This window comes from Pseudomonas costantinii, assembly GCF_001870435.1.
GTDB classification, from domain to species: Bacteria; Pseudomonadota; Gammaproteobacteria; order Pseudomonadales; family Pseudomonadaceae; genus Aquipseudomonas; species Aquipseudomonas costantinii.
On record NZ_MDDR01000016.1, the window covers coordinates 211,022 to 233,762 of the forward strand.

Genomic DNA, 22,741 nt, shown 5'->3' on the forward strand with positions numbered 1-22,741 from the left:
AATTCCTCATGGGATGTTGAACACAACGGGCAGAGCCTCAAGCACCGCCTCGATCTGCGCCTTGAACGCCAGGGCCGTCGCCCGCTCGACTTTCAGCGAACTGAAGGCCAGCGCCGCGTGCCAGGCGCCATTGAACCGACCAAGGTGCAGGACGAAGTCGTAGTTGCCGCCGGAACGGTTGACCAGTGTTGAAAAGCCGAGGACCACCGGCGCGGGCTGAGTCAGGAAACGATCCAACTGCCCTGTGTTGGTAAAGGCCAATGCAGGCCGCGGAGTGTCGTCGGCAAGATTGGCTTCACGTACGCCCAGCCGCGCCTTGTCCTCGGCCACCACCTGCGCATAACGCTCGATACACCCCAGCAGGTCAGGATCCTGTCCATTCAAGGTGGCCCTGCGCACTTCGATCAGACACGCCTTGGTCAGCGGCAAGCAGTGACTGCCCGACTCACGCAGCGAATAGGCCGTGAATAAGTCGAACGCCGACACACCGGCATGCAGGAGATAGCTATAAGCCAAGACCCCACCCCAAATCGTGTTGGTGGTAAACCTCGACGCTGTACGCAACTGATCGATGCGTTGCGCCGCCTGGCCGCTGACCTGCAACCTGACAAAATCGGCGTAACTGGCTTTGCCTGTGTCTACGGGGGACGCGTCCCAATACGCCAAGCGGATATGGAACGCACGCGACGCGCGACTATCGGGACCAGAAGGGTTCTCGCCAAGATAACCAGCCAGACTGTCGACCAGCCTGGCGGTGCTGTAGCCGTCGGAAATCGCGTGGTTGCGCGTCAGCAGAATATGCGTCTGGTTGATTTCAGCATCGGCAACGATCAACGCACGCCAGCCCTCCTGGTCCCCTAACAATCGGTTCAGCTCAAGCTTGAGCAACGCATCGACATGCAACGACGCTGGCGCTATGCAGTCCGCCGACTGCACACGCTCTTCCACCGGTACAAACCCATATTCGCCGGTGCCGACAGGGACGATCTTCTGTCGCAAGAACGAATAGTCGGCAACCAACTGCCCGAATGCCTTGCACGCTCGCAAAGGGCTGACACACCCAGGCACCGTCAGCAACGTGGTCACTTGCGTGTTGCCGTTACAGTCCAGGAAATTCTGGTGGAAGCGCTGTTCGGTTTCGTCCAGCAAGCGGTGCGATTGCATGTCCTGCCTCCCTGGCCTTGCCTAGCGGTCGATGAACTGCATCATTCGCTGCTCATACCGCTCACCGGCGACAGCCCACTGACCGAGCAGCGCCTCGATCGCCTGCGCTTGCTCGTTATTGAGCGTGCAGTCGTCGGCGGCCACGTTTTCTTCCAAGTAGGCGATGCGCTTGGTCCCGGGGATCACTGCCAAGTGCGGGCTGCGCGTCAGCAGCCAAGCCAGTGCCAGTTGCGCGGGGGTCATCGACCACGAAGCTGCCAGCGCGAGGATCGATTCAGTCAGAAAGGTATTCGCGGCAAAGTTCTCCTCTCGAAAACGCGGGTCCTGTTGACGGAAGTCATTGGCGTCATAGTGGGTGGCACTGGCTGCCTTGCCGGTCAGGAACCCACGGCCCAAAGGGCAGAACGCGACGTAGCCGATGCCCAGGCTATGCAGCAGCGGCAGGATCTCTTGCTCGACGTTGCGCTCCCATAACGAGTACTCACCCTGGATCACGGAAATCGGGTGGGTTGCATGGGCACGCCCGATGGTGCGTGTGCCCACCTCGCAAAGACCCAGGTATTTCACTTTGCCCTGCTCGACCAGGCGCCCCATCGCGCCCACTACCTCTTCGATGGGAATTGAGGGATCGAGTCGGTGTTGATACAGCACATCGATATAGTCCGTACCCAAACGCTTGAGTGATGCTTCGACGACTTTCTGCAGATTGGTTTCGGAGCTGTCGACCCCGACGATCTGGCCATCGATGATGCGAAAGCCGAATTTAGTGGCGATCACCACCTCTTCGCGTCGCCCGGCAAAAGCGCGCTGCAAAAGCCGCTCATTGGTATACGGCCCATACGCCTCGGCCGAGTCGAAGAAATTCACGCCTAGCTCCAACGCTCGATGCAGGGTACGCACCGATTCGGCGTCATCCGTTGCGCCATACCACTGGCTCATTCCCATGCAACCCAGCCCGATGCGGCCTACGCGCAGCCCTTGAGTACCCAACGTGATCCTGGAAACCATGGAATCGCCCTCCTTGTGATACTGATCGTTCTACATCTTTTTCAAATTATCGTTCCGCCGTCAATCAATGTTTCAAAATATTTTGTTTTATTTTTTGCTGCTATAAGCCGTTTTGAATCAAACAAAACCTTATAAAAACCTTATAAAACAATAACTTAATGACAAATTTTTAGGACTTTAATCCTTGCCCAACCAAACAAAATGATTGAACGCAATAACTAGAAACACCTTGACACACAAATTTCGAAAAGATAAACACCTTAAAAAGAGACATATCAGTCTCTTTTTACTTCCCCGAGATCGAGGACGAACGCATGGGCAAGATGGACTCTTGGATCGGCCATTGGCAGCGCAGGGTGCCGACCTTCAAAGCGGAATGCGCCCAAGCGCAAGCTAACTATTTGGAAAGCCTCGACAACCCCCTTCGGACGCAGGAACAAGTGCTGGAGGACATCATTCATGTGTGCCATAAGTCTCTGTTCTGGAAGGAAAATGGCTTTCAGGTCAGCCACTGCAAAGGCAGGATCACCCGCACTAACATCCCGGTGATGACCTATGAGGGGTTCAGGGAAATCCTGGTGCGTGAAGGCCAGCAAAAAGGCGGGATACTCAGTTGCAGCCCCGTGGTGCGCTGGCTCAAGACCAGCGGCACAACGGGGCAGTCCAAGCGTATTCCTTACACGTTGCACTGGATCCGCCAATACCGGGTCCCCGCCATCCAGGCGATGTGGGGGTTCTTCGGCCATGATTACCCCGCACTGCACGCCAACCCCTGGGCCACGCTGGACACCCAGACCGTGCGCGATCCGAGTAACGAGTACGTTGAGGGGCTGCCCTATCAAGCGATCAGCAACCGCCACCCCCAAGTCGGCAGTGGCGACTGGAACCCCCCCTGGTATGAAGCCCCCTGGTTCACCCCAACTCTGGATGCCAGCCATGAGCAGAAGATGTATGCCCGGCTCTTATGGACGCTGGGCGAAGATGTAAGGCTGCTGACCGCCATCAACCCCAGCACCCTGCTCTCCTTGCACCATTGCCTGCTGGAAAACCGCGAACGCCTGCTACGCGATCTACATGATGGCGCCTATACAGGCGTCAACTTGCGCGGGGCCGATCCTGCTGCCGCTCGCCGACTCGAAGCAGTGTTAGCTTCTGACGGTGTTTCGCTGACAGATGTATGGCCAGGGCTGGAGCGCTTCAGTTGCTGGACGGCCGCGTCGGCCAAGCTCTACAAACCTCAATTGGACCGCATCATGGGGTCGGCAAAGGTGCTGCCCTTCATGTCGTGCGGTACCGAAGGCGTGGTGACCCTGCCGGTGGACGATGATCAGGACAGCCAGCCGCTGGCAGTGGATCAGGCCTTCTTCGAATTCATCCCCGCGTCAGTAGACATGGATGCACTGGTGCGCGACCGGGTGCAGCCGGAAACCGTTGCAATGGACCAGCTCAAGGACGGCGACGAGTACCACCTGATCATGTGGCAAGGCAATGGCATGGTTCGCATGTATACCGGCGATATCTACCGCGTGCATGGCTACTACCATGGAGTGCCACGCATCAGCTTCAGCCGACGCAACGGTGTCATGCATTCGTTCACCGGCGAAAAGATCACCGAGACCCAACTGCACGAAGCAGTGCAAATGTGCGGCATCCCCAATGCAGGGCTGTATCTGTGCGCTCCGGTCTGGCACGAAACGCCTTACTACGCCGTCGCTATAGAAGCGGGAGGCGCGCCGTGCGGTGAGTCGGAGACCCTCAGCCAATTACTCGATGGGCACCTCCAGACGATCAATATCGAGTACGAGTCCAAACGCACCAGCAAGCGCCTGGGGCAAATCAAGGTCATCACTGTACCTGGCAACGCGATCTCGCTGGCCATCGAGCAGCAGAAAGCCGCCAGGAAAACCCTTCAGATCAAATACAAGCCATTTCAGCCGGACCTGTCCCTGCTGGGCATCCAGCAATTCTGACCTTGAGAGGCACTCATGAATATGCACTTGCTTCAGCACAGCATCGCCCGTGAGGTTCATTATTTGGCTCAGGCCGACCGGCGAATGGCCTTGCATGCCTGGCGCCCACAGCGCCCGCGAGGCGCCATTTTGTATTTTCATGGACTGCAGAGCCACGCCGGTTGGTTGTGGTCGGTGGGCAATGCCTTCGCTAACCTGGGCATCGCTTTTTACGCCTTGGATCGTGAAGGATGCGGCATCAGCAGCGGCCAGAAGCATGGGTTCCCGGACGTTCGCACGCTGCACGACGATGCCGCGGCGGCCATTGATCACATTCGCCGTGAAGTGCCCGACGACGCTCCACTCTGCCTGTTCGGACACTGCCTGGGCGGCTCGGTGCTGGCGGCCATTGCCAGTTGGCCCCAGGGCCAACTGGCCTATGACAATCTGGTCATCTGCTCGGCGTGGCTGGGCAAGATGCACGACCGGCTCAGTGAGCAGGAGCGCGCGAACATAGTGCTGGACGACAGGCAAAGTCTTTGGGATCCAGGGCTCAACGCCGACGATTTCACGGCCAACGCCCATCTGGCGGAATTTATCCGCAACGACGCGCTGGCCAGCACACACCTGCAGCACGGTGAGCGCAAAAAACTGCTGGAGCTGGAAAGGGTCTACCTGGCAGCCGACGCCCTGACCATAGACGCGCCCAGCCTGTTTATCTGTGCCGACAAAGACCCGCTGGTGGATGTAAGCGCTACCGTGGGTCACTTCCAGCGCTTGTGTCGCAACGGCTCGACCCTACTGGTGAATCAGGAAAAGCACTACCTGTTCTTCACGCCTGCGATGGGCCAGGTTGTGCAGTTCACTGCGGACTTCGTCAAAGCCAACGGACGCTACGCCTATGACGCAGCCTGAGGTCTACCTCGTGCGCCAGCCCATGGCCAACCCGTTCGTTCACGGCGCCCACCGACGACAAACGTCAGACAGTGTGGTGCTCAGTTGGACGCGCGACACCTTTACCGGCATCGGTGAATGCGCGCCGCGCCGCTACGTGACCGCCGAAGACTGCGAATCGGTGCTGACAGAGCTGCGCAACATAGACTTCGCCCACCTGGCACACGCACTGGCCAGTGGCGATCCTGTCGACCGTGGTCGTGCACTCTATGAGCATGGCCTGCCGTCGCTGTCCGAGCAGGACGTGGGCAACAATACCCGTTGCCTGGTGGAGATGGCGGTGCTGGATACGCTGGCCCAGCAGGCCGGCCTGCCGTTGTCCGACTACCTGCTGCGCATTACCGAGTCAGCCGCGACGGCGAGCCGCACCCTGCCCGCCCAGGTCAACATCACCCAGGTGCTCGACCTGTCGCAACCGGTGCAGGCGTTTCTCGAACAACGCAAACCGTTGATCTCGCTCAAGCTCAAGCTGGCTGGCGAGCCGCACGCCAATCAGCAACGCCTGGAAGCCATCAGGGCGTTGGCACCGAACCTGGCGCTGTATGTGGACCCGAACATGAGCTGGTCGCCCGATCAACTCCACACCAGCGCCCGGAAGTTTCGCGAACTGGACGTCGCGTTGTTCGAGGAGCCCTTGCCCCGGGGCAGCCTGGAGGATTACCGCCAAGCCCGTCTTGAGCATGGCGTGGCGATCATGCTTGATGAATCGGTCACCTCGCCGGCCAGCCTGGAGCAGGCCTGGCAACACCAGGCGCTGGATGCAGTGAACCTGCGCATCGCCAAATGCGGAGGGTTGCTCACCACCACCAAAATGATCGAGCAATGCCGCCGCTGGGGTCTGCCCGCTTATCTGGGCGTACAGGTTGCCGAAGTCGGCCCACTGATCGCGGCGCACCGTGCGCTGCTGTCAATGTATGACGGTTTCATGGGTGTGGAGGCCGGGCAGCACGACCACTTTTTCGACAGCAACATGCTTGAGCCGATGCCGGCAATTGATCGACTGCACAACGCCATTGACTTGCCAGTCCCGACACATCCAGGCCTTGGCTGCCAGCTGACGTCCCACGTCTCGACCTATCGATGTGCAATCGATGCAGGCCACCTACCCAACAAGCCCCTTCACATGGAGCGTGTGCAATGAAGTATTTTTCCGATTTGCTTGTCGACCTTCTAATCAACCAAGGCATCGAGTACGTCTGCTTCAACCCCGGCGCTTCATTCCGCGGCATTCATGACTCGCTAGTGCACCACCCAGACCCCGCAGTGCCGGCCATCCTGATGTGCTGCCATGAGGAAATTTCCGTGGCCATGGCCCACGGTTATTACAAGGCCAGCGGCAAACACATGGCCGTGCTGGTGCATGCCAATATCGGTTTGCAGCACGCGAGCATGGCCATCTTCAACGCCTGGTGCGACCGGGTGCCATTGCTGGTATTGGGCGGCAACGGCCCCATCGATGCGGCGCTGCGCCGCCCTTGGATCGACTGGATCCATACATCCCAGGGCATCGACAAGTTGCTGTCCGGCTATACCAAATGGACGGATATGCCAATTTCCCAGGCCGCCACCCTGGAGTCCGTGCAACGCGCGCTGAAACTCTGTGCGGCTGAGCCTCACGCCCCTTGTTACATCGCCATCGACAGCGCCGTACAAGAGGAGTCACTGGCCGACGGGCTCTCCCTGCCGAGTGGGCCGGTGCGACCGGAACGCCTGCCAGCGCTGGACGACTCGCAATTGGCCGAGCTGGTGACCCGCCTGATGGCGGCGCAACACCCGGTCATCGCCGTCGACTATGCCGCACTGAACGACGAACAGGCCGAGCAACTGCTGGGCATCGCCACCCTCGCAGGTGCGGCAGTGATTTCACGCAATGGCCGCTACAACGTGCCCAATACCCACTCCCTGGTATTTCAGGACCACGATGCGCACCTTCTGGGCGAATGCGACTTTCTGTTGGCCCTGGAAGTCCAGGACCTTTATGGACTGCTCGCCAACTCCGGACAGCAGCCCCACCCAGATCTCTACATCGCGACCCTGGGCACCCACTCACTGCTGATCAGTAGCTGGGTCGCCGACAGCCAGAAACTGGTGTGCGCTGACTTGGCGCTGCACGCTAACGTCGTGGCCTCCATCAAGCGTATCGCCCAGGCGGTGGAGGCTTCCGCCGAATTGCGCCACCGCCCGGCGCAAGCCCAAGTCGACGCACGCATCGAACGCATCACCGCCTACAAACAAGCACGTCGCCAGGCACTGCTGACGCAGGTCACACAACCTGCCGACGGCTTGACCATCGCCCAGGCGCTGATCGCCATTCATGAAGCCATCGGGCACCAACGCTGGGTGCTGACCAACACCGGCAGCGTGACAATCGACACCTTGGTACGCCAACTCTGGCCTATCGAGCGCAGCGAGGCCTATATCGGCATGAGCGGCGGCGCCGGGCTCGGTTATGGCCTGGGAGCGGCCATCGGCGCGGCTGTTGCCCATAAAGGCACAGGCCGATTGTGCGTCAACCTGCAATCGGATGGCGACCTGCTCTATACCCCGAGCGCTCTTTGGACCCTGTCGGCCTACGACATTCCCTTGCTGGTGCTGGTGATCAATAACCGGCTTTATCTCAATTCCAAGCAGCACGCCGAACGGATTGCCGACCTGCGCCAGCGGCCAAGCGACCTGTCCAACCTGGGTACCAGCTTCCATGACAACGAGGTGGACTTCGTCGCCCTGGCAAAAACCTTTGACCTCTATAGCCCCGGCAGCGCCGATACCCCAGCGGCGATCCAGGAAAAAATCACGGACTGCCTGGCCTACATGGAAACCCATGGCAAGCCCGCCCTGCTTGAAATCAAGACTCTCTAGGAGCTTTCCAATGTCGATCATTTTCGAATGCGAGCGGGACGGCCAGCGCTATGTGACCAGCCCCAGCGTCGCCGGGCAGTACACGCTCTATCCGGTGTCCAGCTTGTACGCACTGCTGCGCGAGACAGCGGCGGGTGAGTACCCCGAGGGCCCCCTGGAATACCTGCGCGAGCATATCCCCACGCCATTGGCCGTAACCGACCTTGCAGGCTTTGAGCTGCTGCCCTGCTTGCAGCCCCCGGACCCGCGTCAAGGCGTGGTATGCGGCTTCGGCCTGACCCATAAGAGCAAAGTCGCGATACCGCCGGAACACGACGAGCGACCGGCATTTTTTATCAAGGGATTTGCCGACACCCTCAAACGCAGTGGTGACGTACTGCGCATGAGTCACGGCGCGCTGTCGGCGTGTGAAGAAGCGGAAGTGGTGGCGCTGTTTCTGGTGACCGAGAACGGCCGGCCAGACTATCTGGGCTATACGCTCGGCAACGACCTTACCGATATTGCCCTCGCCAAATCCAAGCGCAACTACCTGGCCTACGCCAAGTTGCAGCCCAGTGCCATCTCCCACCTACTTTACTGGCAGCCCCTGCCCGACCTGATACAAGGCAGGACGTCCATCTACCGAGCGGGCGACCTTCACTGGGAACAGGGTTTCAACACCGGCCTTTCCTGCCTGTGCTATGACGCCGGCGACCTCTTTGACACCCTGTGGCAACACCCTTCGTTGCGGCTGCCCGGCACACTGATCTACCTCTATTTGGGCGCCGATCGCAACAGTGCCGACGCCGGCATTCACCTCAGCCACGGCGACACTGTGGTGTGCGATTTCGACAGCGGCCCGCGCCTGAGCAACCTGATTGAATGGGAGAACGTCCATGTATAAGCGCATCGTTTTGCTGAAAAGCCCCGACGCCGCAGCCGTATCGCGGCTGCTGCAGGAACTGCACGGCTTTCCCGGTCGCGTGCCCGGCCTGGTCTCGGTGGAGGTGATTGCCGACAGTGGCGACCGTTCGCTGGGCTATGACTTAGGCTTCATCCTGACATTTACCGATGAGTCGGTGCTTCCAGGCTGGCGCGAACACCCGCTGCATGCCGGGTTCCGTCCCAGGTTGCGCGCGCTGTGCCAGATGCTGATTTTCGATTACCCGTTCACCACCCCGCTGCCACAGGAGGAAGATCGCCATGCCTACGCTTGAGCCCACCACCCAGGTCCTGGTTATCGGCGGCTCCGCCGGTATTGGTTTTGCGATTGCCAGGCTGTTTCACCAACAGGGTGCAACAGTCACCCTCGCCGGACGCAGCGCGGCACGCCTCAGCCAGGCGGCGCAGGACATCGGCCCGAACGTCGCCACCGTGCCACTGGACGTCACCCAACCGGCAGAGCTGGAGCGTTTTTTCGCCCACCCCACCCGCTGGAACCACATCGTCGTCACCGCAGCATCACTGACGTTCGGCCCGCTGCGCAGCGTTTCCCTGAAAGATGCGCAGCGCATCTTCGACAGCAAGTTTTGGGCGGCCTACCACATTGCCCGGCTCGCATCGTTCGACGCCCAAGGCTCACTGACCCTGATCTCGGGACGGTTTGCCCAGCGCGCCGGCCCGCAGACGGCCTTGATCAGCGCGGTCAACGCCTGTGTCGAAGGCTTGGCACGCGGACTGGCCAGCGAACTGTCACCGGTGCGGGTCAATGTCCTGTCGCCTGGCTTTGTCGACACCGGCATGCATCCCGAAGCACTGGTACAAAAAATGCGCCAACGCAGCGAATCGCTCCCCGTCAAGCGCATCGCACGGCCTGAAGACATCGCGTCGGCCGCCCTGCTGCTGGCAACCAACTCGATGATCAGCGGAACAGTACTGACCGTAGATGGTGGAGATACCGTCACGTTCACGTAGGGGTTACCACATCAGCGCAAAAAATCGACCCGATACTGAGATAGACTGGTCTATATCAAAATGTTACGGTTTTCGCCCATTACCAATTCTAAAATCTGGAGTTCTGAGTTGTCAGTATCGAAGAAGCAGCATGTCGTCGACACTGCTACCAGCCTGTTTTCCCAGTATGGCTTTCACCCTGTGGGCGTTGACTGGATCATCGAAGCCTCGGGTGTAGCCAGGATGACGATGTACCGTAACTTCAACGGTAAAGAAGACTTGGTAAAAACAGTCCTGAGGCAGCGCTCCGATCATCTGATCGAGCAACTGAAGCAGCGCATGGACGAAATGCCCAGTCTGGATGAAAAGATCATTTCGATCTTCGATTGGCGTGGGCAGTGGTTCTGCTCGAAGAGCTTCGCAGGCTGCCTATTCGGTCGAGCCGTCGCTGAGTTTCCGGAACACTCAGACATCCGTGAGATTGCCCTCGATTACAAGCGCAAGCTGCACGGGCTTGTAGAAGAAGAGATTGCCCGGCACCACACCCAGGAGACCGCCAAGACCCTCGCGACCTACATCATGATGTTGCTCGATGGGGCTACGGTGAGTGCACAGGCTTTTGGCGAAAGTCACTTTGCAGGGGATGCATGTGATGCTGCGTTAATGTTGCTTCGATTTAATATAGGCAAGCAAATCCGTTAAACGCTTTACCTGTGTACTGGACGTCTGAGTCGCGTACACGCCCCTCCATGCTGACCTCCAATCACTAAATCCGCGCAGCTAAGCAGGCTGATCGAGTGGATACGGGTGGCAGGGCAGAGTGTAATTTCTCGCAGCATTCCATCCAAGACTCAGCCTAAAACGGTCCGTAGCGCAGAAAATATGCCTTAGATTTTCCCTAAACTAAAACTCAGAAACGAAAAAGCCCCTGTAATCTCTAACAATTACAGGGGCTTAGTCTTATTCAATAATGGCGGAGAGATAGGGATTCGAACCCTAGGTACCGGTGAAGGTACAACGGATTTCGAATCCGTCCCATTCGGCCACTCTGGCATCTCTCCAACGGCGCGCATCATAACAGTGTGTATCGCGAAAGCAAACCCAAAAAGCGATTTTTTTCCGTGCTATCAGATGCTTGCGTCGATTAAAGCGGTACGCCCAGACGGTTGGCGACTTCTTCGTAGGCTTCGATAACGTCACCGAGGCCCTGGCGGAAGCGGTCTTTGTCCATCTTCTTCTTGGTAGCCTTGTCCCACAGACGGCAGCCGTCCGGGCTGAACTCGTCGCCCAGGACAATGGAGCCGTCGTGGAACACGCCGAATTCCAGCTTGAAGTCCACCAGCAAGAGGCCGGCATCGTCGAACAGCTTGCTCAGCACGTCGTTGACCTTGAGGGACAACTCCTTCATGCGGGCCAGTTGCTCAGCGGTGCCCCAACCGAACGCCACAACGTGGGATTCGTTGATGAACGGGTCACCCTTGGCGTCGTCCTTCAGGAACAGCTCGAAGGTGTAAGGGTTGAGCTTGAGGCCCTCTTCCACGCCCAGACGCTTGACCAGGCTGCCGGCTGCGTAGTTACGCACGACGCATTCGACCGGGATCATGTCCAGTTTCTTGACCAGGCACTCGTTGTCGCCCAGCAGCTTGTCGAATTGAGTCGGAATGCCGGCCGCTTCGAGTTTCTGCATGATGAAGGCGTTGAACTTGTTGTTCACCATGCCTTTGCGATCAAGTTGTTCGATGCGTTTGCCGTCGAACGCCGAGGTGTCGTTGCGAAACAGCAGGATCAGGCGGTTGGCGTCGTCGGTCTTGTACACCGACTTGGCTTTGCCGCGGTAGAGTTCTTCACGTTTTTCCATGATGGGCTCCGCTTGCTAAATGGTGGGCTAGGCGATGTGTCGCCAGTCGAGCCCTGAATCTTGATCGGCCAGTTGCAGCCAGTCCGGGTCGCACCCAAGGGTGTCGACAAAACATTGCCGGGCAAGCGCCGGCAGGTTGTTCTTGCTGCTCAGGTGGGCCAGGACCAGGTGTTGCAGGTCTTGCCAGCCCAACTCATACACCAGGTACGCCGCCTGGTGGTTGTTCAAATGTCCCAGCTCGCCGCCTACCCGTTGCTTGAGAAAGTACGGGTAATGACCACGCGCCAGCAGGTCTCGACAGTGGTTGGACTCGATCATCAATGCATCGAGGTCACGGTAACCGTCCAACACCTTGGAGCAGTAGGAGCCCAGGTCGGTGAGCACACCGAAACGCCGCTCCCCGCCACTGAATACGTACTGCGTGGGTTCCTGGGCGTCGTGCGCTACGGCAATCACATCAATGCTCAAGGCACCGATTTGCAGTTGCTCACCACCGGCCAGGAAACCTGCGGGTTCAATGGGTTTGCGCATCCCGCGCAGAGTGCCGCGACTCAAGTACACCGGCAGATTGTAGCGCCGAGACAGCAAACCCACGCCATGCACGTGATCGGCATGTTCGTGGGTCACCAGAATCGCGCTCAGCTGCGAGGGGTGAACCCCCAATCGCAGCAGGCGCCGCTCGGTTTCCCGCAAGGAGAAACCACAATCCACCAGCACGTACGTGTCGTCATGGGCGACCAGCGTGCCGTTCCCTTGGCTACCGCTGCCGAGAACGGCAAAACGCATCCGATCAGCCCAGGTTGTCCTGAATCACGCCCAACACTTTGCGCGCTGTTTCAGCTGGCGCAACGGTGTTGATGTTCTTCTCGACGGTGACTTGTACGCTTTCGCCAACCTTGCTCAAACGAACCTGATAACGCTCGGCGCGGGTTTCGATCTCTTCCTTGGTCGGCTTGCTGCCGAACAATTTGCCGAAGAAACCTGGCTCGTCGTCTTTCTTCTCGGCCTTTTCAGCCACGTTGATGTAGTACAGACCCAGGCTGCGGTTGATGTCTTCAACGCGCCAAGGGCCTTGCTCCAACGCGCGGCCAACACTGGCCCAGGCGCGGTCGAGGTCTTCACCCAGGTTCAGCACCACGTTGCCGCTGCCGTCTTCGGTGAGGCTGACGCGGTTAGGCGTGTCGTAATCACGTGCGGCGAGCAGGGAAACGGAACCGCCCTTCTCGGAGATACGGCTCATGCTGGCCAGCATTTCGTCGACCAGCGCAGCGTCCACACCGGTGTTGACCGAGCGTGGGGTGAAGTCGACGTTGGCGGTGCTGCCGGCAGGACGCTCGGCGCTGACCACGTAGACTTCACTGGTATTGCGCTGCACGCCTGGCTCGATGCGTACACGCACTCGAGCTTCGCTGTCGGCCGCTACACCACCGGCCTGCAGGCGCTTGGCCATGCTCGCGGACAGTTCACTGCCGTGCTGCCATGCAGTGGTGAACTCACCGGTCTGCGGGCGTTGCTGGTCAAGGCGGAAACCGTTGTCCTGGAAGAACTGCACTGCCACCGGCCAGACTTCAGCAGGTGGGCGTCGAGCCACGATCCAACGGTTGTCGCCGCTCTTCTGCAGGCTGTAGTCGCTGGCATCCGCCACCGCCGAGACCGGCTGCGGACGTGGCACCACGAACTCCCCCTTGGCAGTGTCGTCGGCAACGTTGCGCGGGATCGGTAGCAACGGGTCAAGGCGCTTGGCGACATTGACGTCCGGTGGCAATTGCATCGGTTTGGTTGCTTGTGCTTCCAGGTAATCGCTGCCGCGGTCACGGAAGTAGCCTTCCGGGCCCCAAATCCAACCGCAGCCACTGGTGCTGGAGATAATCAAGGCAAGTGCGGAAAGTCCGGCCAATCGCTTCATGCGTAATGCTTCCTCAATTAAACCAGGACGCCGGACTGGCGCAGGGCCTGTCGCAGCGGTTCGTGACAGGCTTCGCTGAGCCGGGTGAGCGGCAGACGAATACCGTCCGGCATCAGGCCCATTTCAAACAGCGCCCATTTCACGGGAATAGGGTTGGATTCGATAAACAGTGTCTTGTTGAGCGGCATCAGCTTTTCGTGGATCGCTCGCGCGGTCACGGCGTCACCGGCGATGGCGGCTGCGCACATCTCGCTCATGGCACGCGGTGCGACGTTGGCGGTCACGGAGATGTTGCCTTTACCACCCAGCAGGATCAATTCGACAGCCGTGGCGTCGTCACCGGAATACACCAGGAAATCGCTGCTCACGCCGGCCAGGATGTCCTTGGCGCGCTGCAGGTCGCCGGTGGCTTCCTTGATACCGATGATGTTCGGCACGGTGGACAGGCGGATCACCGTCGCGGCTTGCATGTCGCAAGCAGTGCGGCCGGGTACGTTGTAGAGGATCTGCGGGATATCAACGGCTTCGGCGATGGTGCGGAAATGCTGGTACAGGCCTTCCTGGGTCGGCTTGTTGTAGTACGGGGTCACCAACAGGCAGGCATCGGCGCCGGCTTTCTTGGCGTTTTTGGTCAGCTCGATCGCTTCGCGCGTCGAGTTGGCGCCCGTACCGGCGATCACGGCAATACGGCCCGCAACGCGCTTGACCACGAACTCGATCACCTGGATGTGTTCTTCCACATCAAGGGTGGCCGACTCACCTGTGGTGCCGACCGCCACAATGGCGTTGGTGCCCTCTTGCAGGTGGAAGTCCACCAGTTTGCCCAGGCTATCCCAGTCGAGATGACCTTGTGCATCCATGGGTGTGACCAGTGCCACCATACTGCCCGCAATCATGCAACCGCTCCTGCCGGAAAAAGAGAGCCGTAATGGTACTGGCGCCAAGATGCTTGTACAAGCGAAGTACCGCGTGAGGATGCGTTCTGGCCCAACTAAACGACAGGCAATGCCATCATTGGGCCAAAGCATGGCTTGAGGCAGGATGAAATCAGGCTGATCACGCAATGAAAACGCCACCTCCTAGCCCTTGGCGACGCTTTTCGCTACCCTTCATCCTTTGATCGATACAGCCACACGGTATCGACCGCTCATCGCTTTAGGAAGGCTGCATGTCCACCCCCACAGTTCGCGAACAATTCCTTGTTATCAGTGCCCTCGGCGCCAACCCCATGGAGCTGACCAACGTCCTGTGCCGCGCCAGCCATGAGAACCGCTGCGCCGTCGTAACCTCCCGCCTGACCCGCCATGGCGAGTGCAGTGCGCTGGTCTTGCAGATCTCCGGCAGCTGGGATGCCTTGGCGCGCCTGGAGACCGGCTTGCCGGGTTTGGCAAAGAAGCATGCCTTCACTGTCAACGTGGTACGCAGCGCCGCCTTGGAGAATCGTCCACAGGCGCTACCTTATGTAGCCTATGTCAGCTCGGCCTACCGCTCGGACATCGTCAACGAACTCTGCCAGTTCTTTATCGACCATAACGTCGAGTTGGAAAACCTGACCTGTGACACCTACCAGGCACCACAAACCGGCGGCACCATGCTAAATGCCACGTTCACCGTGACTTTGCCGGCCGGCGTGCAGATCAGTTGGCTGCGTGACCAGTTCCTGGATTTCGCCGATGCCCTGAATCTCGACGCATTGATCGAGCCATGGCGCCCACAGAACCCAATGTAAGGAAGTTTTCATGGCTGTAGTCATCGACAAACCGGTAGCCGACTTCGAAGCCCAGGCCACCAGCGGGCAGACCTTCAGCCTCGCTGCCCTCAAGGGCAAGCAAGTGGTGATCTACTTCTACCCGAAGGACAGCACGCCGGGTTGCACCACTGAAGGCCAGGGTTTTCGTGACCAGTACGCCGCATTCAAGGCTGCCAACACCGAGGTGTTCGGCGTGTCGCGCGACAGCGTGAAATCCCACGAAAACTTCAAGGGCAAGCAGGAATTCCCTTTCGAACTGATCAGCGACAAAGACGAAGCGGTTTGCCAGCTATTTGATGTGATCAAGCTGAAGAAGCTGTACGGCAAGGAATACCTGGGCGTTGATCGCAGCACCTTCCTGATCGACAAGGATGGTGTGCTACGCCAGGAATGGCGTGGCGTGAAAGTACCAGGGCATGTGGACGCCGTTCTGGCGGCAGCTCAGGCCTTGCACAAAGCCTGAATGTTTGGGGCGAACGCAGAGCGTTCGCCCCAGTCGTTACAACAAAGGCGCAACAACCGGCTCTTGTCGTGGCCACGCATCCAACACGGCCTTGAACAGCGTCGCCAAGGGGATCGCAAAGAACACCCCCCAGAATCCCCACAGCCCACCAAACAACAACACCGCGCAAATGATCGCCACCGGGTGCAGGTTGACCGCCCCCGAGAACAGCAGCGGCACCAGTACGTTGCCATCCAGGGTCTGGATGATGCCGTACACAGCCATCAGGTAGATGAACTGGTCGCTCCAGCCCCACTGGAACAACGCGATCAACATCACCGGCACGGTCACCACCACCGCGCCGACATACGGCACCACCACCGACACACCTACCAGCAAAGCCAGCAGCGCCGCGTAGTTCAGCCCGAGTGCAACAAACGCGATGTAGGTGACGCCCCCGCAGATAACGATTTCAATGCCCTTGCCGCGGATGTAGTTAGCGATCTGGCGATTCATCTCCTCGGCCACCCGAGTAATCAGCGCCCGTTCACGCGGCAGGTAACCGCGCACCCAGCGGCCAATCATTTCGCGGTCCTTGAGGAAGAAAAACACCAGAATCGGCACCAGTACCAGGTAGATCATGATGTTGACCAGCAGCGGCAGGCTGGACAGGGAAAAAGTCAGCGCCCATTGCCCGAATTTTCCAATCTCGCCGCGCGCCACTTCGATTGCCTGAAGCACCTGCTCATCCGACACCAGGTGCGGATAGCGCTCCGGCAGCAGTAGCAACAGCGATTGCCACTTGGCGAGCATACCCGGCAACTCATTGAACAGGGTGATCAACTGATGCCACAGCAATGGCAGCACCACCACGATGAACACCACCAACAGCCCCATGAACAAGGCAAACACCAGCCCCACCGCCACTCCGCCCGGCAAGCGCAACCGCTCCAGGGTGGTGACCAGGCCCTGCATCAGGTAAGCAAGCACCATCCCCGCCAGTACCGGCGCCAGCATGCCGCCCAAGGTGAGCACGGCGGTAAAGGCCAGGAACAGCAGAACCGCCAGCACCACGGCTTCTTCGTCGGAGAAATAGCGCTGAATCCAGTCTCGTAACACTTTGAACATCAATCAACCTCGGGCGGTAGGGGCAAACGGTTCAAGCCTTGCGCAACCAGTAACGGTAAACACCGGCAGCGTCTTCTTCGTGTAGCAGAGTGTGCCCGGCCAACTTGGCAAACGTGCGGAAGTCACGTTGAGAGCCTGCATCCGTGGCGATTACCTTGAGCACTGCACCACTGGCCAATCGATTGAGTTCCAGCTTGGCCTTGAGTAAAGGCAACGGGCAATTGAGGCCACTGGCATCGAGTTCGGCATCAAAGGCTACAGCGTCGCTCATGGTTTTCTCCGGACAAGCGTTTGGGGTGCTTAGAATATCTGGTCCGGAGCTCAGTGTCCGGCTACAGTAAGCTCTTTGTCGAAAGGCTTTGTGCATGACTTTTTTGCGCCCTACCCTGCTGACGCTGGCTTGCCTGCTGGCCTCTCCAGGCTTTGCTGACGACCTGCCGTCACTTGGCGACGCCAGTTCTGCCATTGTCTCGCCACAACAGGAATATCAGTTGGGTCGTGCCTGGCTCGCTTACTTGCGAGGCCAGGTCTCGCAGCTCAATGACCCACAACTCAAGGATTACGTCGAAACCAGCGTGTACAAGCTGGTAGAGACCAGCCAGGTCAATGATCGACGTCTGGAGTTTATCCTGATCAATAGCCCGCAACTCAACGCCTTTGCCGCACCGGGTGGGATCGTTGGGGTCAACGGTGGTTTATTTCTCAACGCCCAGACCGAAGGCGAGTATGCCTCGGTATTGGCCCACGAATTGGCTCACTTATCTCAGCGCCACTTTGCTCGGGGCGTGGAAGCACAGTCGCGCATGCAGATCCCGATGATGGCCGCTCTGCTCGGCGGCATTATCGCAGCAGCAGCGGGCGCGGGTGATGCCGGTATTGCCGCAATCGCCGGCAGTCAGGCAGCAGCAATCCAGGAGCAACGTCGGTTCTCGCGCCAAAACGAACAGGAGGCTGACCGTATCGGCATCCTCAATTTGGAGAAGGCCGGTTACGACCCGCGCTCCATGCCAACCATGTTCGAACGACTGATGCGCCAATACCGCTTTGACGCCAAGCCACCGGAATTCCTGCTGACTCACCCCGTTACCGAGTCGCGGATCGCCGACACTCGCAACCGTGCGGAACAATCCAAACCCGGCGGAAAGGAAGACAGTCTGCGCTATCAATTGATTCGCGCGCGGGTGCAGTTGCAATACGAAGACACGCCCGGCCTCGCCGCCAAGCGCTTCCAGGCGCAATTGGACGAGAACCCGAAAAATGATGTGGCACGTTATGGCCTGGCCATCGCCCAGATCAAAGGCACCCAGTACAAAGAGGCACGGGAAAGCTTGCAACCGTTGCTGGCCAAGGCACCCAATGACATCACCTACAACCTGGCGCAGATCGAGTTGGACATAGCCAACAACCGCTTACCAGATGCCCAGCAACGCACTGATCGGATGCTCACCCAATACCCCGGCAACTATCCGTTGAACCAGGTACGGGTAGACTTGCTCCTCAAGCAGAATCGTACCGCTGATGCAGAAAAGGCCTTGGACGGCTTACTGAAGTCTCGTCCCGACGATCCGGATGTGTGGTATCAGGTCGCCGAGACGCGCGGTCTGTCTGGCAACATCATCGGCTTGCATCAAGCCCGCGCCGAGTACTTTGCACTGGTGGGCGATTTCCAGCAGGCTATTCAGCAACTGGACTTTGCCAAGCGCCGGGCCGGCAACAACTTCCCATTGTCCTCTCGTATCGACGCGCGCCAGCGTGAGTTGATCGAGCAGGAACGCCTGGTAAAAGGGATGATGAGCTAAACCCATCACCCACAAAAAAGCCCCGCCTTCGTTAACCGAAGACGGGGCTTTTCATTTGGCTAGCGAGTTATTCAGCCAGCTTGAAGGTGATGAAGCTGGCGCGCCCTTGACGCAGAACACGCATCGACACCGAGCGATTCTTCGGCAACGCCTTGGCGATGTCGGTGAATTCCTTGGTGGAGTTGATCGCCTGGTTGTTCAAGTGAGTGATTACGTCACCCGGCTGCAGGCCGATCAGGGAGGCAGGGCCATCCTGCACTTCCTTGATCACAACACCGCTCTTGAGGTCGAAGCTCTTTTTCTGCTCATCGGTCAGCTCAACGACGGCAATTCCCAACCGGTTGCTGCTGCGTTCAGCACCCGGTTTGGCATTACCCAGGGCATCCAAGGTCGAGCCCTCTTCCGGAATTGCACCTACGGTCAGTTCAACGGTCTGGCGTTTGCCTTCACGAATCACTTCCAGCTTGGCTTTGCTACCAGCCTTGAGTGCGCCCACCAGATGTGGCAAATCAGCCGACATGACGATCGGTTGGCCGTTCATGCTCAGGATCACATCACCCACTTGCAGGCCGCCCTTGGCAGCCGGGCCGTCGTCCTGAATCTGTGCGACCAAGGCACCGGCCGGCTTATCGAGGCCAAAGGATTCAGCCAAGTCTTTATTCACTTCCTGGATGACTACACCCAACCAGCCACGACTAACTTTGCCACCGTTCTTCAACTGGTTGGAAACATCCATGGCCACGTCGATCGGGATCGCGAAGGACACGCCCATGAAACCACCGGAACGGGTATAGATCTGCGAGTTGATACCGACCACTTCTCCCGCCAAGTTGAACAGCGGACCACCGGAGTTACCTGGATTGATCGGCACGTCAGTCTGGATGAACGGCACATAGTTTTCATTTGGCAGGCTGCGTCCGATAGCACTGACAATGCCTTGGGTGACGGTATGGTCAAAGCCGAACGGCGAACCGATCGCTACCACCCACTGACCGGCTTTCAGGTCCTGGGATTTACCCAGCTTCAGCACAGGCAGGTCTTTGCCATCAATTTTCAGCAACGCCACGTCGGAGCGAGGGTCCGTACCGATCAACTTGGCTTTCAGTTCACTGCGATCAGCCAAGCGCACGAGGATCTCGTCAGCGTCGGCAATCACATGGTTGTTGGTAAGGATGTAGCCATCGGGGGAAATGATGAAACCCGAGCCCAAGGACTGCGCTTCACGCTGGCCACTGCCACCACCGCGGGGGGAGCGCTGTTGCGGCATGCCACGCTCGAAGAACTCGCGCAGCATTGGCGGCAAACCTTCAAGGTCCGGCATCTGCTGGTTCGAGACTTTGCGATCCGGCAGTTTCTGCGTGGTACTGATGTTCACCACGGCAGGCGAAGCCTGCTCTACCAGTTGGGTGAAATCAGGCAGCTCGGCCGCTTGCGCGGACACGGCCTGACCCAGCACCAGCACCGTGGCGACTATGGATAGGTAAGACTTCAAGCGTGGTATCGACATACAGCTCCCGTTACGACGAGCAGGGTTGAGCGACAGGGTTCAAGAAACGCCGAAAACTGCGACCGACATCTTTGTTCCGCGAACAAAACAAGGCCAGAGCCGACAAGCTCTGACCTATAAAAAACATGGGGATTTTTTGCAAGTGAAAATACTGATCCAGACATTTCATGCTCTCAGCAACCAACCAAGCATAGGCTCACATTGAAAGGTCAGGATGAACATAGGATTAACAACTCACGGCTTGGAGGCTGTCTTTTCACCACGAACCGACAGAGCGATACGCTCGGCAGTACCAATGGGGATTTCACCGACAACGGTCACCATCACCTCGCCATCTGCTGTGTTCAGACGACGAGACACGGCAACCGTCGGGCCCAGCTGAGTACGGGTCTCGCTCACACTCGCACCGTCGGTCGACTCAAGAAATACCGAAAAACGTGCAAGCCCATCGTCATACATCAGGCTGTCGACGGTGGATTTGGTCTGGATGTCTTTGCGCGCGGTACTGTTGGTTAGCTGGAAACCAGGAGGCAGCCAATCCAAATGCCACGCCTGAGTGGCTGGCACTTCCGGCGCTTTGCTGTTGGCAAGCGCTATAGGTGTGCACTCGCCACTGGGCTGCAAATCGTGATCAGAGGGCACTGCCGACGTATCCAGTCGAGTGAACTGGAAACGCTCTAACAACTGCCCCAAGTCGTTGAGCAACAAAGACTTGAGCGGCAGAGCGGTTTCACGATCCAGATGTAACTCGAAGCCATAGCGGTATTGGTCACGCGGAGTGATCGACACAATCACCGCATTACGACCGGCCACACGCGATTTGCCGATTACGGCCAGTTCGTAGAATTGGGTGAGTTTTTGCGGATCAAGTGCGCGCGAAGGTGCATCACGCGAGTTGCCAAGGCCTGCAACCAAAGTGCCACTGACACATTCAGTTCGACCGTCTACCCGCAGCACTTCCTGAGCCGAACCATCAAGCTGCAATAGCCGCTCACGAACGTGACCGTCTTGGACACGATGCCAGATGTCATGGGTAGAAAAACTGCCATTACGTTCGTAGATGAACGTACCTTCGAAGCTTTGCTGCTGCTCTGCACGCCCAAGTCGAGTCAACCAGTCTTGGGCTTCCTCGGCGTGGGCGGATAGTGCAAACCAACCACTGAGCAAAAGCGTAAGGAGCTGTATGGCGCGCATAGGGCTCCTTATAGATTTAGCGGTTTTCCAGGCTTGCAGCACGTGCGTATGGCAGAGCGCTTTCAGTCCCTTTCAAGGCTGATTCCTGTGCGTGCTGGCGCAGGTAGCCTGGAAGACGCTGATCCTGCCAGCCGGACTGCCCTTGAAGTACGCCATTAGCCATAGGGCCAGTGGTGTCGGAGCTTTCCTTGTAGCCGGCCAGTACAGCTGGGCCCTTGACTTGCGGACCGGCCATAACCGGTTGCTGAGTCTGTTGAGCCAGTTCGGCACCAGCGATTTCGTCCTGGTTGTATAGGCGAACACCTGCCAGCACAGCAATAGTCACCGAGGCAGCGACTGCCAGGCGACCCACGCTACGCCAGGGACCACGAGCAGCTTTTGCTGGAACGGCTTCATCGGCCAGCGCAGCAGAAACGGCCGCAGCAATATCCAGACGAGGGATTAGAAGATCCTTGTGCATCACCGCCCGAGCGACTTGGTAACGAGACCAGGTATCACGGGTTTCGGCATCATCGAATGCATTGAGCACTCGGCGAAGTTCCAGTTCATCCGCTTCGTTATCCATCACTGCGGACAGCGATTCCTGCAGGGCATCACGACTCATGGCGGTTCCTCTCTTGGCTGTCGCCGCTGTCTTTAGTTTTCCTGCAACAACGGTTGCAAGGCTTTATCGATGGCTTCCCGGGCCCGGAAAATCCGTGACCTTACAGTCCCCACCGGACACTGCATGACGCTCGCAATGTCTTCGTAACTGAGACCATCGAATTCACGTAAAGTTAACGCTGTACGCAAATCTTCCGGCAGTTGCTGAATTGTGCGATGAACGGTGCCTTCGATCTCGTCGCGCAGCAATGCTCGCTCCGGCGACTCGAGATCCTTGAGGCCGTGATCACCATCGTAAAATTCTGCATCTTCTGAACTTACATCACTATCCGGTGGGCGGCGTCCGCGAGACACCAGATAGTTCTTCGCCGTGTTGATGGCGATGCGATATAGCCACGTGTAAAACGCACTATCACCGCGAAAATTGCCTAGCGCACGGTACGCCTTGATAAAGGCTTCCTGTGCAACGTCCTGCGCTTCATGGGTGTCGTGCACAAACCGCACGATCAACCCGAGAATTTTGTGCTGGTATTTCAGCACGAGCAGATCAAATGCCCGCTTGTCGCCGCGTTGAACGCGCTCGACCAGCTGCTGATCCTCTTCCTGGGTTAGCATGAACACTCCTCGTTGTACTTGAAGGAGGCTTGCATAACTAAACGATCAGGCTTGCAAACATAGACTCGGACTTTTCGCAAAAGTTCTCCCCCTCCAAGCAAGTTTCCGGCACGCACTGATTTGGCACACACGA

23 protein-coding genes and 1 tRNA gene are annotated in these 22,741 nt (G+C 58.4%); 11 read left to right on the forward strand and 13 right to left on the reverse strand.

The features are described from left to right. Positions 1-6 precede the first annotated feature (6 nt). Positions 7-1,164, reverse strand: coding sequence for a hypothetical protein (locus BFL40_RS09380; protein ID WP_071483701.1), 1,158 nt, complete (start codon positions 1,162-1,164; stop codon positions 7-9). Between the two features lie 21 nt (positions 1,165-1,185). After that, positions 1,186-2,172, reverse strand: a complete 987-nt coding sequence (locus tag BFL40_RS09385; protein ID WP_071483702.1) for an aldo/keto reductase — start codon at positions 2,170-2,172, stop codon at positions 1,186-1,188. Positions 2,173-2,486: 314 nt separating this feature from the next. On the opposite strand from BFL40_RS09385, the gene BFL40_RS09390 reads away from it, so the two are divergent. The 8 genes from BFL40_RS09390 (at position 2,487) to BFL40_RS09425 (ending at position 10,508) form a co-directional block, all read left to right on the forward strand. After that, the gene (locus BFL40_RS09390) at positions 2,487-4,142 is read left to right on the forward strand and encodes a GH3 family acyl-acid amido synthetase (RefSeq protein WP_071483703.1); all 1,656 of its coding nucleotides are present in this window, start codon (positions 2,487-2,489) and stop codon (positions 4,140-4,142) included. 15 nt (positions 4,143-4,157) lie between these two features. Next, entirely contained in the window at positions 4,158-5,036 is an 879-nt protein-coding gene (locus tag BFL40_RS09395) for an alpha/beta hydrolase (protein ID WP_071483704.1), read from the forward strand. Continuing rightward, positions 5,023-6,216: an enolase C-terminal domain-like protein gene (locus BFL40_RS09400; RefSeq protein ID WP_071483705.1), complete on the forward strand. Its 1,194-nt coding sequence runs from the start codon at positions 5,023-5,025 to the stop codon at positions 6,214-6,216. Before BFL40_RS09395 ends, BFL40_RS09400 begins: the two co-directional genes overlap by 14 nt. Further along, positions 6,213-7,934 carry a thiamine pyrophosphate-binding protein gene (locus tag BFL40_RS09405; protein ID WP_071483706.1) on the forward strand — a complete coding sequence of 574 codons (1,722 nt, stop codon included), beginning with the start codon at positions 6,213-6,215 and terminating at the stop codon, positions 7,932-7,934. The genes BFL40_RS09400 and BFL40_RS09405 overlap by 4 nt, the downstream gene beginning before the upstream one ends. A 10-nt stretch (positions 7,935-7,944) precedes the next feature. Then, the gene (locus BFL40_RS09410) at positions 7,945-8,817 is read left to right on the forward strand and encodes a sugar transporter (protein ID WP_071483707.1); all 873 of its coding nucleotides are present in this window, start codon (positions 7,945-7,947) and stop codon (positions 8,815-8,817) included. Further along, positions 8,810-9,130, forward strand: coding sequence for a Dabb family protein (locus BFL40_RS09415; protein ID WP_071483708.1), 321 nt, complete (start codon positions 8,810-8,812; stop codon positions 9,128-9,130). The genes BFL40_RS09410 and BFL40_RS09415 overlap by 8 nt, the downstream gene beginning before the upstream one ends. Continuing rightward, the gene (locus BFL40_RS09420) at positions 9,117-9,827 is read left to right on the forward strand and encodes an SDR family oxidoreductase (RefSeq protein ID WP_071483709.1); all 711 of its coding nucleotides are present in this window, start codon (positions 9,117-9,119) and stop codon (positions 9,825-9,827) included. Before BFL40_RS09415 ends, BFL40_RS09420 begins: the two co-directional genes overlap by 14 nt. A 108-nt stretch (positions 9,828-9,935) precedes the next feature. Continuing rightward, complete coding sequence (locus BFL40_RS09425) at positions 9,936-10,508, forward strand: TetR/AcrR family transcriptional regulator (RefSeq protein ID WP_083374592.1); 573 nt, start codon at positions 9,936-9,938, stop codon at positions 10,506-10,508. Positions 10,509-10,777: 269 nt separating this feature from the next. Here BFL40_RS09425 and BFL40_RS09430 read toward each other — a convergent pair. The 5 genes from BFL40_RS09430 to dapA all read right to left on the reverse strand — a co-directional run bounded on the left by BFL40_RS09430 (position 10,778) and on the right by dapA (position 14,466). Continuing rightward, positions 10,778-10,867: transfer RNA gene (locus BFL40_RS09430), tRNA-Ser, on the reverse strand. A gap of 83 nt (positions 10,868-10,950) precedes the next feature. Then, entirely contained in the window at positions 10,951-11,664 is a 714-nt protein-coding gene (gene purC / locus BFL40_RS09435; protein ID WP_071483711.1) for a phosphoribosylaminoimidazolesuccinocarboxamide synthase, read from the reverse strand. Between the two features lie 27 nt (positions 11,665-11,691). Next, complete coding sequence (locus BFL40_RS09440) at positions 11,692-12,450, reverse strand: MBL fold metallo-hydrolase (protein ID WP_071483712.1); 759 nt, start codon at positions 12,448-12,450, stop codon at positions 11,692-11,694. Between the two features lie 4 nt (positions 12,451-12,454). Then, positions 12,455-13,570 carry an NlpB/DapX family lipoprotein gene (gene bamC / locus BFL40_RS09445; protein ID WP_071483713.1) on the reverse strand — a complete coding sequence of 372 codons (1,116 nt, stop codon included), beginning with the start codon at positions 13,568-13,570 and terminating at the stop codon, positions 12,455-12,457. 17 nt (positions 13,571-13,587) lie between these two features. Then, positions 13,588-14,466, reverse strand: a complete 879-nt coding sequence (gene dapA, locus BFL40_RS09450) for a 4-hydroxy-tetrahydrodipicolinate synthase (RefSeq protein ID WP_071483714.1) — start codon at positions 14,464-14,466, stop codon at positions 13,588-13,590. 272 nt (positions 14,467-14,738) lie between these two features. Here dapA and BFL40_RS09455 point away from each other — a divergent pair, with 272 nt between their 5' ends. Together BFL40_RS09455 and BFL40_RS09460 are read left to right on the forward strand one after the other, a co-directional pair. Further along, positions 14,739-15,299, forward strand: a complete 561-nt coding sequence (locus BFL40_RS09455; RefSeq protein WP_071483715.1) for a glycine cleavage system transcriptional repressor — start codon at positions 14,739-14,741, stop codon at positions 15,297-15,299. Between the two features lie 10 nt (positions 15,300-15,309). Then, the gene (locus BFL40_RS09460) at positions 15,310-15,783 is read left to right on the forward strand and encodes a peroxiredoxin (RefSeq protein ID WP_071483716.1); all 474 of its coding nucleotides are present in this window, start codon (positions 15,310-15,312) and stop codon (positions 15,781-15,783) included. A 36-nt stretch (positions 15,784-15,819) separates the two neighbouring features. Here BFL40_RS09460 and BFL40_RS09465 read toward each other — a convergent pair whose 3' ends face one another. Further along, positions 15,820-16,890 (reverse strand): AI-2E family transporter, encoded by a 1,071-nt coding sequence (locus tag BFL40_RS09465; protein WP_071483717.1) that lies wholly within the window; start codon positions 16,888-16,890, stop codon positions 15,820-15,822. A gap of 31 nt (positions 16,891-16,921) precedes the next feature. Continuing rightward, on the reverse strand, positions 16,922-17,161 hold the full coding sequence (locus tag BFL40_RS09470; protein ID WP_071483718.1) for a sulfurtransferase TusA family protein: 240 nt from the start codon (positions 17,159-17,161) through the stop codon (positions 16,922-16,924). A 94-nt stretch (positions 17,162-17,255) separates the two neighbouring features. On the opposite strand from BFL40_RS09470, the gene BFL40_RS09475 reads away from it, so the two are divergent. Then, positions 17,256-18,689: a M48 family metalloprotease gene (locus BFL40_RS09475; protein ID WP_071483719.1), complete on the forward strand. Its 1,434-nt coding sequence runs from the start codon at positions 17,256-17,258 to the stop codon at positions 18,687-18,689. 67 nt (positions 18,690-18,756) lie between these two features. On the opposite strand, the gene BFL40_RS09480 is transcribed toward BFL40_RS09475, so the two are convergent. The 4 genes from BFL40_RS09480 to rpoE all read right to left on the reverse strand — a co-directional run bounded on the left by BFL40_RS09480 (position 18,757) and on the right by rpoE (position 22,608). Continuing rightward, positions 18,757-20,196 (reverse strand): DegQ family serine endoprotease, encoded by a 1,440-nt coding sequence (locus tag BFL40_RS09480; protein ID WP_071483720.1) that lies wholly within the window; start codon positions 20,194-20,196, stop codon positions 18,757-18,759. A 234-nt stretch (positions 20,197-20,430) separates the two neighbouring features. Then, on the reverse strand, positions 20,431-21,390 hold the full coding sequence (locus tag BFL40_RS09485; RefSeq protein ID WP_071483721.1) for a MucB/RseB C-terminal domain-containing protein: 960 nt from the start codon (positions 21,388-21,390) through the stop codon (positions 20,431-20,433). Between the two features lie 16 nt (positions 21,391-21,406). Beyond that, entirely contained in the window at positions 21,407-21,994 is a 588-nt protein-coding gene (locus tag BFL40_RS09490; RefSeq protein ID WP_071483722.1) for a sigma-E factor negative regulatory protein, read from the reverse strand. A 32-nt stretch (positions 21,995-22,026) separates the two neighbouring features. Beyond that, the gene (gene rpoE, locus BFL40_RS09495) at positions 22,027-22,608 is read right to left on the reverse strand and encodes an RNA polymerase sigma factor RpoE/AlgU (protein WP_003172477.1); all 582 of its coding nucleotides are present in this window, start codon (positions 22,606-22,608) and stop codon (positions 22,027-22,029) included. Positions 22,609-22,741: the final 133 nt, after the last annotated feature.

Excerpts from the sequence above, each read along its gene's own strand:
- BFL40_RS09485 (WP_071483721.1), bottom strand. The coding sequence starts at position 21,390 with ATGCGCGCCATACAGCTCCTTACGCTTTTGCTCAGTGGTTGGTTTGCA.
- BFL40_RS09410 (WP_071483707.1), top strand. The coding sequence starts at position 7,945 with ATGTCGATCATTTTCGAATGCGAGCGGGACGGCCAGCGCTATGTGACC.
- BFL40_RS09490 (WP_071483722.1), bottom strand. The coding sequence starts at position 21,994 with ATGAGTCGTGATGCCCTGCAGGAATCGCTGTCCGCAGTGATGGATAAC.
- BFL40_RS09405 (WP_071483706.1), top strand. The coding sequence starts at position 6,213 with ATGAAGTATTTTTCCGATTTGCTTGTCGACCTTCTAATCAACCAAGGC.
- BFL40_RS09455 (WP_071483715.1), top strand. The coding sequence starts at position 14,739 with ATGTCCACCCCCACAGTTCGCGAACAATTCCTTGTTATCAGTGCCCTC.
- BFL40_RS09385 (WP_071483702.1), bottom strand. The coding sequence starts at position 2,172 with ATGGTTTCCAGGATCACGTTGGGTACTCAAGGGCTGCGCGTAGGCCGC.
- dapA (WP_071483714.1), bottom strand. The coding sequence starts at position 14,466 with ATGATTGCGGGCAGTATGGTGGCACTGGTCACACCCATGGATGCACAA.
- BFL40_RS09390 (WP_071483703.1), top strand. The coding sequence starts at position 2,487 with ATGGGCAAGATGGACTCTTGGATCGGCCATTGGCAGCGCAGGGTGCCG.
- BFL40_RS09440 (WP_071483712.1), bottom strand. The coding sequence starts at position 12,450 with ATGCGTTTTGCCGTTCTCGGCAGCGGTAGCCAAGGGAACGGCACGCTG.
- BFL40_RS09420 (WP_071483709.1), top strand. The coding sequence starts at position 9,117 with ATGCCTACGCTTGAGCCCACCACCCAGGTCCTGGTTATCGGCGGCTCC.
- BFL40_RS09465 (WP_071483717.1), bottom strand. The coding sequence starts at position 16,890 with ATGTTCAAAGTGTTACGAGACTGGATTCAGCGCTATTTCTCCGACGAA.
- BFL40_RS09460 (WP_071483716.1), top strand. The coding sequence starts at position 15,310 with ATGGCTGTAGTCATCGACAAACCGGTAGCCGACTTCGAAGCCCAGGCC.
- rpoE (WP_003172477.1), bottom strand. The coding sequence starts at position 22,608 with ATGCTAACCCAGGAAGAGGATCAGCAGCTGGTCGAGCGCGTTCAACGC.
- BFL40_RS09415 (WP_071483708.1), top strand. The coding sequence starts at position 8,810 with ATGTATAAGCGCATCGTTTTGCTGAAAAGCCCCGACGCCGCAGCCGTA.
- BFL40_RS09470 (WP_071483718.1), bottom strand. The coding sequence starts at position 17,161 with ATGAGCGACGCTGTAGCCTTTGATGCCGAACTCGATGCCAGTGGCCTC.
- purC (WP_071483711.1), bottom strand. The coding sequence starts at position 11,664 with ATGGAAAAACGTGAAGAACTCTACCGCGGCAAAGCCAAGTCGGTGTAC.
- BFL40_RS09395 (WP_071483704.1), top strand. The coding sequence starts at position 4,158 with ATGAATATGCACTTGCTTCAGCACAGCATCGCCCGTGAGGTTCATTAT.
- bamC (WP_071483713.1), bottom strand. The coding sequence starts at position 13,570 with ATGAAGCGATTGGCCGGACTTTCCGCACTTGCCTTGATTATCTCCAGC.
- BFL40_RS09400 (WP_071483705.1), top strand. The coding sequence starts at position 5,023 with ATGACGCAGCCTGAGGTCTACCTCGTGCGCCAGCCCATGGCCAACCCG.
- BFL40_RS09380 (WP_071483701.1), bottom strand. The coding sequence starts at position 1,164 with ATGCAATCGCACCGCTTGCTGGACGAAACCGAACAGCGCTTCCACCAG.
- BFL40_RS09480 (WP_071483720.1), bottom strand. The coding sequence starts at position 20,196 with ATGTCGATACCACGCTTGAAGTCTTACCTATCCATAGTCGCCACGGTG.
- BFL40_RS09475 (WP_071483719.1), top strand. The coding sequence starts at position 17,256 with ATGACTTTTTTGCGCCCTACCCTGCTGACGCTGGCTTGCCTGCTGGCC.